The sequence below is a fragment of the Sphingomonas chungangi genome (assembly GCF_013778325.1).
Classification (GTDB): Bacteria; Pseudomonadota; Alphaproteobacteria; order Sphingomonadales; family Sphingomonadaceae; genus Solisphingomonas; species Solisphingomonas chungangi.
This window is the reverse complement of sequence record NZ_JACEIB010000026.1, coordinates 259,414-275,055: the sequence shown is the minus strand read 5'-3', so window position 1 is coordinate 275,055 and position 15,642 is coordinate 259,414. Positions and strand designations below refer to the sequence as shown.

Below are 15,642 nucleotides of genomic sequence, written 5' to 3'. Positions count from 1 at the left end.
CATGCCCACACTCACCGTAGACGGGATCGAGGTCGAAGTCCCCGCCGGCGCCACCGTGCTCCAGGCGTGCGAGGCGGCCGGCAAGGAGATCCCGCGCTTCTGCTATCACGAGCGCCTGTCGATCGCCGGCAATTGCCGCATGTGCCTCGTCGAGGTGAAGCCGGGGCCGCCCAAGCCGCAGGCCAGCTGCGCGCTGCCCGCCGCCGACAAGCAGGAAATCCGCACCGACAGCGCGATGGTGAAGAAGGCGCGCGAGGGGGTGATGGAGTTCCTCCTCATCAACCACCCGCTCGATTGCCCGATCTGCGATCAGGGCGGCGAGTGCGACCTGCAGGACCAGTCGATGGCCTATGGCAAGGGCCATAGCCGCTTCGACGAGAACAAGCGGGCCGTCACCGAAAAGTATATGGGTCCGATCGTGAAGACCCAGATGACGCGCTGCATCCAGTGCACGCGCTGCGTCCGCTTCGCCGAGGAAGTGGCGGGCGTCGAGGAGATCGGTGCGATCTATCGCGGCGAGAACATGCAGATCACGTCGTATCTGGAGCACGCCGTCACCAGCGAGCTTTCGGGCAACGTGGTCGATCTCTGCCCGGTCGGCGCGCTCACCTCCAAGCCCTACGCCTTCGAGGCGCGGCCGTGGGAGCTGCACAAGACGCCGGGCATCGACGTGATGGACGCGGTCGGCACCAACGTGCGGCTGGACAGCCGTGGCCGGCAGGTGCTGCGGTCGCTCCCGCGCATCAACGAGGACGTCAACGAGGAGTGGGCTTCGGACAAGACCCGCCACGCGGTCGACGGTCTGGTGCGCAACCGCATCGACAAGCCCTACATCCGCGTCGACGGCAAGCTGAAGGCGGCGACCTGGGAAGAGGCGTTCAAGGCGATCGCCAAGGCCGCTGACGGCCTGACCGGCAACGACGTCGCGGGCCTCGCCGGCGATCTCGCCGAGGTCGAGAGCGTCTATGCGCTGAAGCAGCTTCTGGCCGCCTACGGCTCGACGCTGCATGAGGCGCGCGTCGATGGCGCGCTTTACGATGTCGCCAATCCGGCCTCGTATCGCTTCAACCCGACGATCGCGGGCGTCGAGAATGCCAAGGCGATCCTGCTGGTCGGCGCCAATCCGCGCTGGGAAGCGCCGCTGGTCAACACGCGCATCCGCAAGGCGATCAAGAAGGGCGCCAAGGTCTATGCCGTCGGCCCCGAGGTCGACCTGACCTACAAGGCCGAGTGGTTGGGTTCGGACCTGTCCGCGCTCAACGATCTGCCGGAAGCGCTCGCCAAGGCCGAGGACGTGATCGTCATCGCCGGCATGGGCGCCTGCGCGATCGAGGGCGGCTACGGTGCCGCCCGTCAGACCGCCGCGGCGCTGGGCGCGGGCTTCGGCCTGCTCCACACCGCCGCCGGCCGTGTCGGCGCGCTGGACGTCGGTTTCGCGGCCGAGGGCGGTTTCGCCGCTGTCGTGCAGGCCGCGCCGAAGCTGGTGTTCCTGCTCGGCGTGGACGAGACGGACCTGTCCGGCTTCGCCAACAGCTTCAAGGTCTATATCGGCACGCATGGCGATCGCGGCGCGCATGCCGCCGACGTGATCCTGCCGGGCGCGACCTATGTCGAGAAGCCGGGCACCTGGGTGAATATGGAAGGCCGCGTGCAGCGCGCAGAACGCGCCGTGTTCCCGGTCGGCGATGCGCGCGAGGACTGGACGATCCTGCGCGCGCTCTCCGCCGTGCTGGGCAAGACGCTGCCGTTCGACAGCCTCGCGCAGCTTCGTGCGAAGATCGCCGCCGACCATCCGGGTCTGGCCGAGGAGGGGAACCACCTAGCCGGCGCGCTCGATCCGGCGCCGAAGGGCGGGGATGTCTCCGGCGCGATCGTCTATCCGATCGCCGACTTCTACCTGACCAACCCTATCGCCCGCTCGTCGCCCACCATGCAGCGCTGCTCGGCCGAACTCATCAAGGGCGAGACCTTCGCGGAGGCGGCGGAATGATCTCCTGGTTCACCCCCGCTCTGCCGTATGGCTGGGCCTATTTCATCGCGACGATCATCGATATCCTGGTGATCGCGCTGCCGGTGATGCTGGCGGTCGCGATGATCATTTATGTCGATCGCAAGATCTGGGCGGCGATGGCGCTGCGGCGCGGCCCCAACGTGGTCGGCCCGTTCGGCCTGCTCCAGTCCTTCGCGGATGGCGCCAAGGTGTTCCTGCAGGAGACGATCATCCCGGCGGCCGCCAATCGCGGCCTGTTCCTGATCGCGCCGATCATCACCTTCACGGTCGCGCTGATCGCCTGGGCGGTGATCCCGTTCAGCAGCTTCTCGGTGGTGGCCAACATCAATGTCGGCCTGCTCTACATCCTCGCGGCATCGTCGCTGGGCGTGTACGGGGTGATCCTCGCCGGCTGGGCGTCCAACTCCAAATACCCCTTCTACTCCGCGATCCGCGCCGCCGCGCAGATGGTGAGCTACGAGGTCGCGATCGGCTTCGTGCTGATCTCGGTGGTGATGTGGGCGGGCAGCTTCAACCTGCAGACCATCGTGCTGGCGCAGAAGGGCGAGGTGCTGGGCTTCATCAACGCTAACATCTTCAATCCCTTGCTGTTCCCGATGGGCATCGTGTTCCTGATCTCGTCCATGGCCGAGACCAGCCGCACGCCGTTCGACCTCACCGAGGCGGAGAGCGAGCTCGTCGCCGGCTACCAGACCGAATACAGCTCGATGAGCTTCGCACTCTACTGGCTGGGCGAATATGCCAACGTCATCCTGATGTGCGCGCTGAACGCGACGCTGTTCTGGGGCGGCTGGCTGCCGCCGCTGGACCTGCCGTTCCTCTATGTCATCCCCGGCACGACGATCGGCCTCGGCCTGTTCTGGCTGCTGCTCAAGATGGGCATCTGCTTCTTCGTCTTCTCCTGGGTGAAGGCGACGCTGCCCCGCTATCGCTACGACCAGCTGATGCGGCTGGGCTGGAAGATATTCCTTCCGCTGTCGCTGCTGTTCGTCTTCCTCGTCTCGGGCTGGCTGATGCTGACCCGCTACCATCCGATCGGAGCCTGACGCCATGAGCCTCGGCTACTACGTCAAGTCCTTCACCCTCTGGGAGATCGTGAAGGGCCATGCGCTGACCCTGAAATACTTCTTCAGGAAGAAGGCGACGATCAACTATCCCTACGAGAAGAACCCGCTCTCGCCCCGCTTCCGCGGCGAGCATGCGCTGCGCCGCTATCCGAACGGCGAGGAGCGCTGCATCGCGTGCAAGCTGTGCGAGGCGGTCTGCCCGGCGCAGGCGATCACCATCGAGGCCGAGCCGCGCGACGATGGCTCGCGCCGTACCACGCGCTACGACATCGACATGACCAAGTGCATCTTCTGCGGCTTTTGCCAGGAAGCCTGCCCGGTCGATGCGATCGTCGAGGGGCCGAACTTCGAATATTCCACCGAAACGCGGGAGGAGCTGATCTACGACAAGGGCAAGCTGCTGGATAACGGCGACCGCTGGGAACGCGCGATCGCCGCGAACCTTGCCGCCGATGCGCCCTATCGTTAATCGCCCGTTCCGACCGCAAGGGAGCCAGCCGGCACCGTGATCCAGACCCTCGCCTTCTACCTGTTCGCCATCATGGTGTGCCTCTCGGGGCTGCTCACCATCACGGCGCGCAATCCGGTGCACTCGGTGCTCTGGCTCATCCTGGCGTTCTTCAACGCCGCCGGCCTCATGCTGCTGCTCGGTGCCGAGTTCATCGCGATGCTGCTCGTCATCGTCTATGTCGGCGCGGTCGCGGTGCTGTTCCTGTTCGTCGTGATGATGCTCGACATCGATTTCAGCGAGCTGCGCGCGGGTGTCGCCAGATATGCGATCTTCGGCTTCGCGCTGGCGGCGGCTATGGCGGTTGAGATCGTCGTCGCGGTGGGTGCGTGGGAAGCCGGGCCGATCCAGACCGCCGGCCGCGCCGCGCCGACGCCGGACCCGGCCGCCGTGCCGAATATCCAGGCGCTCGGCACCCTGCTCTACACCAAGTATCTCTTCGTCTTCGAAGGCGCGGGCCTCGTGCTGCTCGTCGCGATGATCGGCGCGATCGTGCTGACCCACCGCAATCGCGGCGGCGTGCGCAAGCAGAACATCGCCTACCAGAACCGCCGCCGCCCGCAGGACGCCACCCGCATGACCAATCCGCCCGTCGGCCAGGGAGTCGAGCTGTGATCGGCCTTCCCCATTATCTCGCCGTCTCGGCGATCCTGTTCGTGATGGGGGTGCTGGGCATCTTCATCAACCGCAAGAACGTCATCATCATCCTGATGGCGATCGAGCTGATCCTGTTGGCGGTGAACATCAACCTGGTGGCCTTTTCGGCCTTCCTGCACGATCTGGTCGGCCAGATCTTCGCGATGTTCGTGCTGACCGTCGCGGCGGGCGAGGCGGCCATCGGGCTCGCCATCCTCGTCATCTATTTCCGTGGCCGCGGCACCATCGCGGTCGACGACATCAACCGGATGAAGGGCTGAGCCGCCTCCCATGATCCAGCTCCTCGTCTTCCTGCCCTTGCTCTGTTCGGCGATCGCCGGTTTGGGCAACCGCTTCATCGGCAACACCGTCGCCAAGACGGTGACGACCGCCGGCCTGTTCGTATCGTGCGCGATTGCGTGGTCGATCTTCATTCCCTTCCTGCAGGGCACCTCGCACGCCTACGTCGCCAACGTTCTGACCTTCATCCATTCGGGTGATCTCAAGGTCGACTGGGCGCTGCGCGTCGACAGCCTGACGGCGGTGATGCTGGTGGTGATCACCAGCGTCTCGGCGCTCGTCCACCTGTATAGCTGGGGCTATATGGCGGAAGACGACAGCCAGCCGCGCTTCTTCGCCTATCTCTCGCTCTTCACCTTCATGATGCTGATGCTGGTGACGGCGAACACGCTGATCCAGATGTTCTTCGGCTGGGAAGGCGTGGGCCTCGCATCCTACCTCCTCATCGGCTTCTGGTATTACAAGCCTTCGGCCGGCGCCGCCGCGATCAAGGCCTTCGTGGTCAACCGCGTCGGCGATTTCGGCTTCTCGCTCGGCATCTTCGGCACCTTCCTGGTGTTCGGCACCGTGCAGATTCCCGAGATCCTCGCCGCAGCCCCGCACATGGCGGGTTCGACGATCGGCTTCCTCGGCTACCGCGTCGACACGATGACCCTGCTGTGCCTGCTGCTGTTCATCGGCGCGATGGGCAAATCGGCGCAGCTCGGCCTGCACACCTGGCTGCCCGACGCGATGGAAGGCCCGACCCCGGTTTCGGCGCTGATCCACGCCGCGACGATGGTGACCGCCGGCGTGTTCATGGTCTGCCGCCTCTCGCCGATGTTCGTGACCAGTCCCACCGCGATGACGGTGGTGACGGTGATCGGCGCCTGCACCTGCTTCTTCGCCGCGACGATCGGCACGACGCAGACCGACATCAAGCGCGTGATCGCCTATTCGACCTGCTCGCAGCTCGGCTACATGTTCTTCGCCGCCGGCGTCGGCGCGTTCGGCGCGGCGATGTTCCACCTGTTCACGCACGCCTTCTTCAAGGCGCTGCTGTTCCTCTCGGCGGGTTCGGTGATCCACGCGATGCACCACGAGCAGGACATGCGTTATTATGGCGGCCTGCGTAAGCACATCAAACTCACCTTCTGGGTGATGGTGGCCGGCACGCTGGCGATCACCGGCGTGGGCCTGGAGGGCGTGTTCGGGTTCGCGGGCTTCTATTCGAAGGATGCGATCATCTCCTCGGCGCTCGCGTCGGGCACGGAGGTGGGCGGCTTCGCCTGGTTCATGGGCGTGTTCGCCGCCCTGCTGACCAGCTTCTATTCGTGGCGCCTGATCTTCCTGACCTTCTTCGGCAAGCCGCGCTGGGCCGCCTCAGAGCATATCCAGCACGCTGCCCATGCTCACGGCCATGACGACCACGCGCACGATGCCCATGCCGATCATGCGGTCGCTCATGCGGCGCATGACGATCACGGCCACGACGCGCATCATGCCGAGCCGGACGCCGAGGATGCGGGCCACGAGCCGAAGCCCGACATGCGCGGCTTCACCGAGGTCGAGCACGGCACGCTGGACTATCATCCCCACGAAAGCCCGTGGACGATGACGGTGCCGCTGCTGGTGCTGAGCCTCGGCGCGGTGTTCGCCGGCTGGGCCTTCGCGCCGACCTTTCTCAACGGCTCCTTCTGGCAGGGCAGCGTCGCTTACTCGCCGGAGCTGCACGAGGCGTCCGAGAAGCTCGGCGCCTGGGCGCTGGCGCCGAGCATCGTGATGCTGATCGGCTTCGCGATCGCCTGGTTCGCCTACATCAGGGACACGTCGATCCCCGGCCGCTTCGCCGCGACCTTCCGCGGGCTCTACGTCTTCCTGCTCAGGAAGTGGTATTTCGACGAGCTGTACGACCTGATCTTCGTGCGGCCTGCCTTCGCCATCGGCCGATTCCTCTGGCACAAGGGCGACGAGGGCACGATCGACCGTTTCGGGCCGGACGGCATCGCCAAGCTGGCGGTCGTCGGCAACCGCATCACCGCCCGCGTCCAATCGGGCTATGTTTACACCTATGCATTGGTCATGCTCCTCGGGCTGGCCGGTGTCGCGACCTGGGCGATGACTCGATGAGCCGCGTAATCTCGATGGGGGCTGGCGCGTGAGCGGCTTCCCGATCCTCTCCATCATGCTGGCGGTGCCGTTCTTGGGCGCGCTCTGGTGCCTGTTCGCGCCCGGATCGGCCGAGAGCCGCGACCAGAATGCCCGCGTCACCGCGCTCGCCGCGACCCTGATCGATTTCGCGCTCGGCATCGTGCTGTGGGTGCAATACGTCCCCGGCGGCCCGCGCTGGCAGTTCGTCGAGAACAGCAATCTGTTCGGCAAGTTCAGCTGGGCGCTCGGCATCGACGGCATCGCGATGCTGCTGATCGTGCTCAGCGTGTTCCTGATGCCGATCTGCATCCTCGCTTCGTGGAAGTCGATCACCAAGCGCGTGCCGCTCTACATGGCGACCTTCCTCGTCACCGAGATCATGATGCTCGGCGTCTTCATGGCGCAGGATCTGTACCTGTTCTACGTCTTCTTCGAAGGCGGCCTGATCCCGATGTACATGACGATCGGCATCTGGGGCGGCGCGCGGCGCATCTACGCCAGCTACAAATTCTTCCTCTACACGCTGCTCGGCTCGGTGCTGATGCTGATCGCCATGCTCTACATGACGCAGCATGCCGGCACGACCAGCATCCCGCAGCTGATGGCCTACAACTTCACGTCGCAGGCGCAGACTTGGCTCTGGCTCTGCTTCTTCGCCTCGTTCGCGGTGAAGATGCCGATGTGGCCGGTCCACACCTGGCTGCCCGACGCGCACGTCGAGGCGCCGACCGCCGGTTCGGTGATCCTGGCGGGCGTGCTGCTGAAGCTCGCGGGCTACGGCTTCATCCGCTTCTCGCTGCCGATGTTCCCGGAGGCGTCCGCCCACTGGATGTGGCTGGTCTTCGCGCTCAGCATGATCGCGACCGTCTATACCGCGCTGGTCGCACTGGTGCAGAAGGACATGAAGAAGCTGATCGCCTACTCGTCGGTCGCGCACATGGCGCTCGTCACCTTCGGCCTCTTCGCCTTCAACCAGCAGGGCATCGAGGGCGGCTTCCTGGTGATGCTGGGCCACGGCCTCGTCTCGGGCGCGCTCTTCCTGTGCGTCGGCGTGGTCTATGACCGCCTGCACACCCGCGAGATCAGCCGCTACGGCGGCATCGCCGACAACATGCCGGCCTACGCCACCTTCTTCCTGTTCTTCACCATGGCGTCGGTGGGCTTGCCCGGCCTCTCCAACTTCCCCGGCGAGTTCCTGTCGATGATGGGCACCTACGAGCAATCGAGCTGGGCGGCATTCATCGCGGTGACGGGCATCATCACCGGCGCGGCCTACATGCTGTACCTCTACCGCCGCATCGCCTTTGGCCCGCGCAAGAATGCCGACGCCGCCGCGATGCCGGACCTCGAGCCGCGCGAGTGGCTGACGCTGGCGCCGATCGCGCTCGCGGTGCTGTGGATGGGCGTCTATCCGGAGAGCTTCCTGAAGCCGATCCGCGGCGACGTTGTCCTGCTGCTGGAGCGCCTCCACCCGACCGCGCCGGCGAGCGACGCCGCGCTGAAGATTCCCCATAAGCCGGCCGCTGCCGCCGTCGCCGGAGAGCATTGAGACATGGATTACGTTTCGTCCTTCGCGCTCTCTTTGCCCGAGGAAATCCTCTCGGCCGGCGCGATCGTGCTGATGCTGGTGGTGGCCTGGGCGGGCGACAAGAGCGCGCGCGTGATCGGCTACGTGAGCGTGGCGCTGCTGGCGGCGGCGGCCGTCGCCCTGATCGGCGCGCCGACCTCGGGCGCGGTCGGCTATGCCGGCGCCTTCCATGCCGATACCTTCGCCGGCTTCGCCAAGCTGCTGATCTATGTCTCGTCCGCGGTCGCCATCCTGATCGCGCCGGGCTTCTTCGAGACCGACAACGAGCCGCTACGCGCCGAATATAGCGTGCTGATCCTGCTCGCCGCCGTCGGCATGGGTATGATGGTCTCGGCCGCCGACCTGCTGACGCTGTACGTGGGCCTCGAGCTCAACAGCCTCGCCTCCTACGTGCTGGCGAGCTTCCTGCGCCGGGACAGCCGCTCGGCGGAATCGGGCCTGAAGTATTTCGTGCTGGGCGCTCTGGCCTCGGGCATCCTGCTCTACGGCATCTCGCTGCTCTACGGCTTCTCCGGCGGCACCGGCTTCGCCACGGTCGCGCAGGCTTTCCACGGCACGACGCACGGCGATCCGGCCTATTACGGCCTGCTTTTCGGCCTCGTCTTCGTGCTGGCCGGCCTCGCCTTCAAGATCGCCGCCGTGCCCTTCCACATGTGGACGCCCGACGTTTACGAAGGCGCGCCGACGCCGGTGACGGCCTTCTTCGCCTCGGCCCCCAAGGTCGCGGCGATGGCGCTGACCACCCGCGTCGCCATTTCGGCGATGGGGCCGGCGACGCACGACTGGCAGCAGATCGTGATCTTCTGCGCGCTGGCCTCGACCATCCTCGGCGGCGTCGCGGCGATCGGCCAGACCAACATCAAGCGCCTGCTCGCTTACTCGTCGATCAACAATGTCGGCTTCATCCTGTTCGGCCTCGTGCCGGGCACGGCGGAGGGCGCTTCCTCGGTACTCTTCTACCTGACCATCTATATAGCGATGACCCTCGGCTCGCTGATCTGCGTCCTCCAGATGCGGACCAAGGATGGGCTTCCGACCGAGCAGATCGCCTCGCTCGCCGGCCTGTCGCGCACGCGCCCGGGGCTCGCGGCGGCGTTCGCGATCTTCATGTTCAGCCTTGCCGGCATCCCGCCGCTCTTCGGTTTCTGGGGGAAGTGGGAGGTGTTCTCCGCCCTCGTCGCCGCCGGCTTCTGGCCGCTGGCGCTGATCGGCATCGCTACTTCGGTGATCGGCGCCTTCTATTACCTCAAGATCGTCAAGACGATCTATTTCGACGAGCCGGCCGTGGAGCTGGCGCCCTCGCGCTCGCTGATCGAAGGCGTGCTGATCGCGATCGCCGCTTTGTTCGTGTCGCCGCTCGGCTATCTGCTGATCCCGGCGATCGAGCTCGGCACCAACGCGGCGGCGAAATCGCTGTTCTGACGCACCGCATTCCCACCGTTCCGGCTGAGCCTGTCGAAGCCCTGCCCTTACTTTTTCTTGCGATCGAAGAAGAAGGGCAGCACTTCGACAAGCTCAGTGCGAACGGGTTATGGGGCGGGTCATGACCGACATCCGCACCATCCGCGACACGCTTTCCACCAACGACGAGGTGTTGGCGCTCGCGCAGGCGGGCGCACCGGAGGGCGTGTGGGTCCGCGCCGAGCAGCAGCGTGGGGGGCGCGGGCGGCAGGGCCGCACATGGGTCTCGCCGCCGGGCAACCTCTATGCGAGCGTGCTGGTCCGCCTCCAGCCGCACGATCCACCGGCACCGAGTCTCGCGCTCGTCGCGGCGGTGGCGGTGGCCGAAGCCGTCGAAGCGTTCGGCGCCACCGCGCAGATCAAATGGCCCAACGACCTGCTGGTCGATGGCGCAAAACTATCCGGTATCCTGCTTGAGCGTGCCGATGGCGCGGTCGTGGTCGGTATAGGCGTGAACCTCGCGCATCATCCCGAAGACATCGATCGGCCCGCCACAAGCCTTGCCGCCGCCCTCGGCCACGCGCCCGATCCGGATGCCTTCATCACCGCGCTCGCCGAAAGCTTCGCCCGCTGGCTCTACCGCTGGCGCGCCGAGGGCCTTGCCCCCATCCGCGCCCGCTGGCTCGAAAAGGCCCACCCGATCGGCACCGCGCTCACCGCGCGCCTGCCCGACGGCAGCAGCCTCGAAGGCCTGTTCGACGGCCTCGATGCGATGGGCGCGCTCAGGCTGCGCTTGGCGGATGGCCAAGTGCATGTCATTCACGCCGCCGACGTCTTCCTGATCCGGGATTGAACCGATGCTGCTTGCGATCGACGCCGGGAACACCAATGTCGTCTTCGCGCTCGTCGAAGGCACGGAGATCAAGACGCGCTGGCGCATCGCCACCGATCCGCGCCGCACGGCCGACGAATATGCCGTCTGGCTCAACCAGCTGATCGAGATGGAGGGCTATCACCGCACCCAGGTGAGCGCTGTCATCATCTGCACGGTGGTGCCACGCGCCCTCCACAATCTGGAGGTGCTGGCGGACAAATATTTTGGCGTGACCCCGCTGATCGCCGGCCGCGCGCCGGTGGAATGGGGCATTCCGATCGATCTCGACGAGCCGCAGGCGGTGGGCGCCGACCGCGTCGTCAACGCCATCGCCGCCCATGCGTTGCACGAGGGCGACCTCTGCGTGATCGACTTCGGCACGGCGACCACCTTCGACATCGTCGACTATTCGGGCGCCTACAAAGGCGGCGTGATCGCGCCGGGCATCAACCTGTCGCTCGACGCCCTGTTCGCCGCCGCCGCGCGGCTGCCGCGCATCGCGATCGAGATACCGGACAAGGAAAACGTCATCGGCCGCAACACCCAGGATGCGATGCTGAGCGGCATCTACTGGGGCTATATCGGCATGATCGAGGGCCTCGTCGCCCGCATCAAGGCCGAGATCGGCCGCCCGACCAAGGTAATTTCCACCGGCGGCCTTGCAACCCTGTTCGACGAGCATAGTTCGGTGTTCGATCAGGTCGAACCCGACCTCACTATCAACGGCCTCGCGATGATGTACCGCCGCTGGGCCGAACCCCAACAAGGATAAGAATTTGACCAAACCCGGAGACGAGCTCCTTTTCCTGGCCCTCGGCGGCTCGGGGGAGATCGGCATGAACGTCAATCTCTACGGCTGCCGCGGCAAGTGGATCATGGCCGATCTCGGCGTGAGCTTCGCCGACGCGAACTATCCCGGCATCGACGTGGTGCTGCCCGACCTTGCCTTCATCGAGGAGCGCGCCGACGATCTGCTCGGCCTCGTCATCACGCACGGGCATGAGGACCATATCGGCGCCATCCCCTATCTGGCGCTGGATCTCGGCGTGCCGATCTACGCCACCGCCTTCACCGCCGGGCTGATACGCGAGAAGCTTTCCGAAGAGGGGCTGGCCGATCGCGTGAAGGTAAAGATCGTCAAGGTCGGCGAGACGCTGAAGCTAGGCGATTTCACCGTTGAGTGGGTGCCGCTGGCGCACTCCATCCCGGAAATGAACGCGCTGCTGATCGGGACGCCGTTCGGCAAGATCTTCCACACCGGCGACTGGAAGCTGGACGACAAGCCGGTGATCGGCGAGCCGGCCAGCGCCGACGCGTTGAAGAAGATCGGCAAGGACGGCCTGCTGGCGCTGCTCGGCGACAGCACCAACGTGTTCAACGAGCAGCCTTCCGGCTCGGAATCGAGCGTGAAGGCCGATCTCGAGCGCTTCGTCGGCGAGGCCGACCGGCGCGTGCTGATCACCACCTTCGCCTCCAACGCCGCGCGGCTGCAGACGCTGGGGCAGGTGGCGGTCGCGACCGGGCGGCAGGTCTGCGTTGCGGGCCGCTCGCTCGACCGCATCATTCGCATCGCCAAGGCGGCCGGTTACCTGCTCGATTTTCCGCCGACCGTCGACTTCGATGCGGCGATGCGGCTGCCGCCCAAGGAGCTGATGATCATCGCCACCGGCGGGCAGGGCGAGGCGCGTGCCGCGCTCAGCCGCATCGCGCATGACAGCCACAAATTGAAACTGACAGAGGGCGACACGGTGCTGTTCTCGTCCAAGCAGATCCCCGGCAACGAGGAGGCGATCGGCATCGTCCAGAATGCGCTGGCCGGCCGCAACATCCGCATGGTGACCGAGCGGCAGGCGCACATCCACGTCTCGGGCCACCCGGGGCGGCCGGAGATCGAGCAGCTCTACGGCTGGCTCAAGCCCGAGATCGTCATCCCCGTGCATGGCGAGCGCCGTCACATGGCCGAGCATGCCCGCTTCGCAGCCTCCATCGGCGTGCCGCGCACGCTGGTCCAGTCGAACGGCGACATGGTGCGCCTGGCGCCCGAGGGGCCTAAGATCGTCGGCCGCGAGCGGACCGGACGGCTGGTGCTCGACGGCGACGTGATCCTAGCAGCGAACGGCACGACGATGAACGATCGTCGCAAGATCGCCGCCAACGGGCTGGTGTCCGTGGCGGTTGCGCTCGACAAGGGCAATCGCGCGAAGGGGCGGCCGCAGGTCGCGCTACAGGGTATTCCGGTCGAAGAGGACCGCGAGGACTTCCTCGAGGAGACCGCCGAGGCGGTGCTCGATGCGCTGGAGGGCGCGCCGCGCGACGAGGCCAAGCTGCGCGAGACGGTGCGGCTTGCGGTGCGGAGGCGCGCGACCCAGTGGACAGGCAAGAAGCCGGTCGTCGATGTGATGCTGGTGCGGGTGTAGGCCGGCATGCGCTGGTTCTCGATCCTCGCGATCTTCTTCCTGTTCTGGTTCCTGTCGCTGTTCGCGGTGTTGCCGTTCAGCGCAGGGACGGCCGAGGAAGCCGGGGAGAAACCTGAGATCGGCCATGCCGAGAGCGCGCCGCACGTCTTCCGCCCGTGGTCGATCGTGATCCGCACGACGATCGCGGCGGTGATCCTGACGGCGGGCTTCTACGGCATTTACCGGACCGGCGCGCTCAACGTCGACATTCCGGACAACGCGCTCAACCGGATGCCGTGAGGCCTTTCCCGAACGCCATCTCACACCGTTCGCACTGAGCCTGTCGAAGTGCGTGCCCCAGCGACATCGCTTGCAGCACGTCCTTCAACTTCGCTCAGGACGAACGGAGATAAGGGATCAGGCCCGCAGCCGCTCGATCGCCTGGGCCAGCGCGACGTACAGCTTGCCCATGTCCGAGGACAGCAGGATCACCGCCAGCGTCGATCCGTCGCGGGTCGAAAGGATCGGGCGGAGCAACGTCTCGAAATCGTGGACGTAGCGGTTCACCTGCTCGCGGAATTCGGGCTCTTCCTCGTAATGCTTGGCGATCTCGCGCGCCTCGCCATTGTCGATCAGGCGTACCGCGCGGCGCGTGAACACGCCGCGATCGCCCTTGAGGTAGGAAGCCCAGCTGCTGTCGCTGGTCTCGTTGGAAAGCAGCTTGGTCACGTCGATCGAGGTCGAGTTCAACGAATCGATCAGCAGCGCGACGCGACGCGAGAAATTGTCGCGATCGTAGCTTTCGACCGATTCCTTGCCCTCTGCGATCTGCTGGTCGACGGAGGCACTCGTCTCGGCGATGCGGGCGAGCTGTTCTTCCAGCCGGGCGGCGGCGGCCTGCGTCGCCTCGATCGCGGTCTGCGAGACGGTGCGGACCCGCTCGATCTGGCTCTCCACCTGCCCCTCGACGGCCTTCTCCAGCGCCTCGCGGCCGGCATCGCCGAGCGCCTCCGCACTGCGCGGGATGATCGTGCCGAGCGCCTCGCGGGCGCGTTCCGCAGCCTGTGTCGCGGTCTCGCGCACGCGGATCAACGCGTCGACCAGCTGCGGAGACGTGCTGTCGGCGAGCTTGGCGGATTCGGCATCGACGTCCCGGATCGCGTCCCCCAACGATGTCGTTCCTTCATGCGCGGCGGTAAGGCGCAAGTCGATCGCATCTGCCAGCGTGTCGATCGCGGCGCGCCGTTCCTCCAGCGCGGTGCGGGCGGCATCGAGGGCGTTGGACGCCTCCCTGGCAGCGGCATTGAGCTTCTCCGCCTCCGGCCCGGCGCTCGCGATCAGCTCGCGGCTGCGTCCGGCCTGCGCCTCCAGTTCGGAAAGCGCGGCGGGGAGCGATTCGCCCAGTTCGGCGAGGCAGGCGTTGATCGCGCCGCGCAGCGTCTCGGCGCGGTTGATGAAGGTGGTCGCCGCGGTGCCGCCGTCGTTGAGCGAGGCCATCACCCGCTCGACATGGCCGCCGAGCGTACCCAGCGCCTGGCCCAGTTTCTCGGTGCGGGCGCGGCCCGTCTCGTCCAGCTCGGTGAAGCGCGCCTCGACATTGGCGAGGCCGCGCTGCAGCCGCTCGATCATCTGGCTGCCGAGGCCATCCTGCCGCTCGAGCGCGTCGGCAGCCTGCTTGGCGGCGGCCTCGGACGAGGCCTGCGCGCGATCGATCATCGTGCCGATCGCCTCGCCCTGCGCGATAATGCCCTGGCGCGTGCGCTCGACAGCCTCGGTGGCGCGCCCGAGCACGCCATCGACCGACGCGGTCATCCGCTGCGAGGCGTCCTCGATCGCGCGCGCGGCGATCTCGCTGGCGCCGCCGATGTGCGAGAGTTGGCCAGAGAGGCGGTTGGCAGCGCCTGCGGCGCTTTCCTCGGCATCCTTGGCACGCGACGAGATGCCGGCCAGCACGGCGTCGAGCGCGGCGGCCTGCTCGTGTGCGCCGACGCCGGTCGAACGGATCGTCTCGGCGAGCAATCGCGTTTGCTCCTCCGCGCGGGGCAGATCGGCCAGCAGCACGCCCATGTCCACGCGCGCGGTGCCGGCGGCGGCATCCAGGTCCTTGGTGCGGCGGCCGAGTTCTGCGATCTCGCGGGCGATGTCGTCGGTCGCCTCGCGCAGCTTGAGCGCGGTCTGGTCGGCGAGCAGCAGCAGCTTGTCGGCCTGGTCGGCCACCGCGACGCGGTCCTCGGCCAGCCGGCGTGAGGCGAGACCGAGTACGGCGTCGAGCGCAAGGCTCTCCATCCGCACGTTGCGCGCTACGTCTGCGAAGCGCTGCGCCTCGCGCGCGGAGTTGCGCTGCCACAGGATCAGCACGGCTACGATCAGCGCCAGCGGTCCGCAGGCCATGCTGATTCCCTTGATCGCATCGACCGGATCGAGCGTGCGCTCCCCGAACGCGCTCATCGCCATGCCGATCATCGCGGCGATCCACAGGAAGGCGACGAGGCCGAGCCCGCCCAGCACCAGCTTCTCGCCCGTCGAGACGGGCGGGGGAGCCAGCGGCTCGTCGTCGAGGTCGGTCAAGGCGATTCCCAATTGTGGTTGGGGTTGCTGCGGCTCCACGGCGCGCACGGTTCCCGGTTCATTGCTCTGCGACAGCGGCGATCCCGCCCAATAGGCCCCCTGGTTCATGACCGGGACTTTACACCCAAGTGCGCGGAACGGAAGCGGGCCGAGAGCCGAACCG

At 66.5% G+C, this 15,642-nt stretch carries 13 protein-coding genes; 12 read left to right on the top strand and 1 reads right to left on the bottom strand.

Annotation, left to right across the window (positions count from 1 at the left end; translation table 11 throughout):
* Position 1 precedes the first annotated feature (1 nt).
* The 12 genes from nuoG to HZF05_RS17010 all read left to right on the top strand — a co-directional run bounded on the left by nuoG (position 2) and on the right by HZF05_RS17010 (position 13,211).
* Entirely contained in the window at positions 2–1,990 is a 1,989-nt protein-coding gene (gene nuoG, locus HZF05_RS17065) for an NADH-quinone oxidoreductase subunit NuoG (protein WP_160362991.1), read from the top strand.
* A complete protein-coding gene (gene nuoH, locus HZF05_RS17060; RefSeq protein WP_160362990.1) occupies positions 1,987–3,057 on the top strand; it encodes an NADH-quinone oxidoreductase subunit NuoH in 1,071 nt (356 codons plus the stop codon). Before nuoG ends, nuoH begins: the two co-directional genes overlap by 4 nt.
* 4 nt (positions 3,058–3,061) lie before the next feature.
* Positions 3,062–3,547, top strand: a complete 486-nt coding sequence (gene nuoI / locus HZF05_RS17055; RefSeq protein WP_160362989.1) for an NADH-quinone oxidoreductase subunit NuoI — start codon at positions 3,062–3,064, stop codon at positions 3,545–3,547.
* 36 nt (positions 3,548–3,583) lie between these two features.
* Positions 3,584–4,201, top strand: coding sequence for an NADH-quinone oxidoreductase subunit J (locus HZF05_RS17050; protein ID WP_160362988.1), 618 nt, complete (start codon positions 3,584–3,586; stop codon positions 4,199–4,201).
* Positions 4,198–4,503, top strand: coding sequence for an NADH-quinone oxidoreductase subunit NuoK (nuoK, locus tag HZF05_RS17045; RefSeq protein ID WP_110154549.1), 306 nt, complete (start codon positions 4,198–4,200; stop codon positions 4,501–4,503). The genes HZF05_RS17050 and nuoK overlap by 4 nt, the downstream gene beginning before the upstream one ends.
* A gap of 10 nt (positions 4,504–4,513) precedes the next feature.
* Positions 4,514–6,631 carry an NADH-quinone oxidoreductase subunit L gene (gene nuoL, locus HZF05_RS17040; RefSeq protein WP_160362987.1) on the top strand — a complete coding sequence of 706 codons (2,118 nt, stop codon included), beginning with the start codon at positions 4,514–4,516 and terminating at the stop codon, positions 6,629–6,631.
* A gap of 28 nt (positions 6,632–6,659) precedes the next feature.
* Positions 6,660–8,201, top strand: a complete 1,542-nt coding sequence (locus HZF05_RS17035; RefSeq protein WP_160362986.1) for an NADH-quinone oxidoreductase subunit M — start codon at positions 6,660–6,662, stop codon at positions 8,199–8,201.
* A gap of 3 nt (positions 8,202–8,204) precedes the next feature.
* Positions 8,205–9,662 carry an NADH-quinone oxidoreductase subunit NuoN gene (gene nuoN, locus HZF05_RS17030; RefSeq protein WP_160362985.1) on the top strand — a complete coding sequence of 486 codons (1,458 nt, stop codon included), beginning with the start codon at positions 8,205–8,207 and terminating at the stop codon, positions 9,660–9,662.
* Positions 9,663–9,783: 121 nt separating this feature from the next.
* Positions 9,784–10,494: a biotin--[acetyl-CoA-carboxylase] ligase gene (locus tag HZF05_RS17025; protein ID WP_160362984.1), complete on the top strand. Its 711-nt coding sequence runs from the start codon at positions 9,784–9,786 to the stop codon at positions 10,492–10,494.
* A 4-nt stretch (positions 10,495–10,498) separates the two neighbouring features.
* Entirely contained in the window at positions 10,499–11,287 is a 789-nt protein-coding gene (locus tag HZF05_RS17020) for a type III pantothenate kinase (RefSeq protein WP_160362983.1), read from the top strand.
* Positions 11,288–11,291: 4 nt separating this feature from the next.
* Entirely contained in the window at positions 11,292–12,932 is a 1,641-nt protein-coding gene (locus tag HZF05_RS17015) for a ribonuclease J (RefSeq protein ID WP_160362982.1), read from the top strand.
* A 6-nt stretch (positions 12,933–12,938) separates the two neighbouring features.
* Positions 12,939–13,211 (top strand): DUF1467 family protein, encoded by a 273-nt coding sequence (locus tag HZF05_RS17010; protein ID WP_160362981.1) that lies wholly within the window; start codon positions 12,939–12,941, stop codon positions 13,209–13,211.
* Positions 13,212–13,328: 117 nt separating this feature from the next.
* On the opposite strand, the gene HZF05_RS17005 is transcribed toward HZF05_RS17010, so the two are convergent.
* Positions 13,329–15,479: a coiled-coil domain-containing protein gene (locus HZF05_RS17005; protein ID WP_160362980.1), complete on the bottom strand. Its 2,151-nt coding sequence runs from the start codon at positions 15,477–15,479 to the stop codon at positions 13,329–13,331.
* Between the last annotated feature and the right edge of the window lie 163 nt (positions 15,480–15,642).

Bases quoted from the DNA above. Each gene is read 5' to 3' on its own strand.
- nuoG (WP_160362991.1), top strand. From the start codon at position 2: ATGCCCACACTCACCGTAGACGGGATCGAGGTCGAAGTCCCCGCCGGC.
- nuoH (WP_160362990.1), top strand. From the start codon at position 1,987: ATGATCTCCTGGTTCACCCCCGCTCTGCCGTATGGCTGGGCCTATTTC.
- nuoI (WP_160362989.1), top strand. From the start codon at position 3,062: ATGAGCCTCGGCTACTACGTCAAGTCCTTCACCCTCTGGGAGATCGTG.
- nuoL (WP_160362987.1), top strand. From the start codon at position 4,514: ATGATCCAGCTCCTCGTCTTCCTGCCCTTGCTCTGTTCGGCGATCGCC.
- nuoN (WP_160362985.1), top strand. From the start codon at position 8,205: ATGGATTACGTTTCGTCCTTCGCGCTCTCTTTGCCCGAGGAAATCCTC.
- HZF05_RS17025 (WP_160362984.1), top strand. From the start codon at position 9,784: ATGACCGACATCCGCACCATCCGCGACACGCTTTCCACCAACGACGAG.
- HZF05_RS17020 (WP_160362983.1), top strand. From the start codon at position 10,499: ATGCTGCTTGCGATCGACGCCGGGAACACCAATGTCGTCTTCGCGCTC.
- HZF05_RS17010 (WP_160362981.1), top strand. From the start codon at position 12,939: ATGCGCTGGTTCTCGATCCTCGCGATCTTCTTCCTGTTCTGGTTCCTG.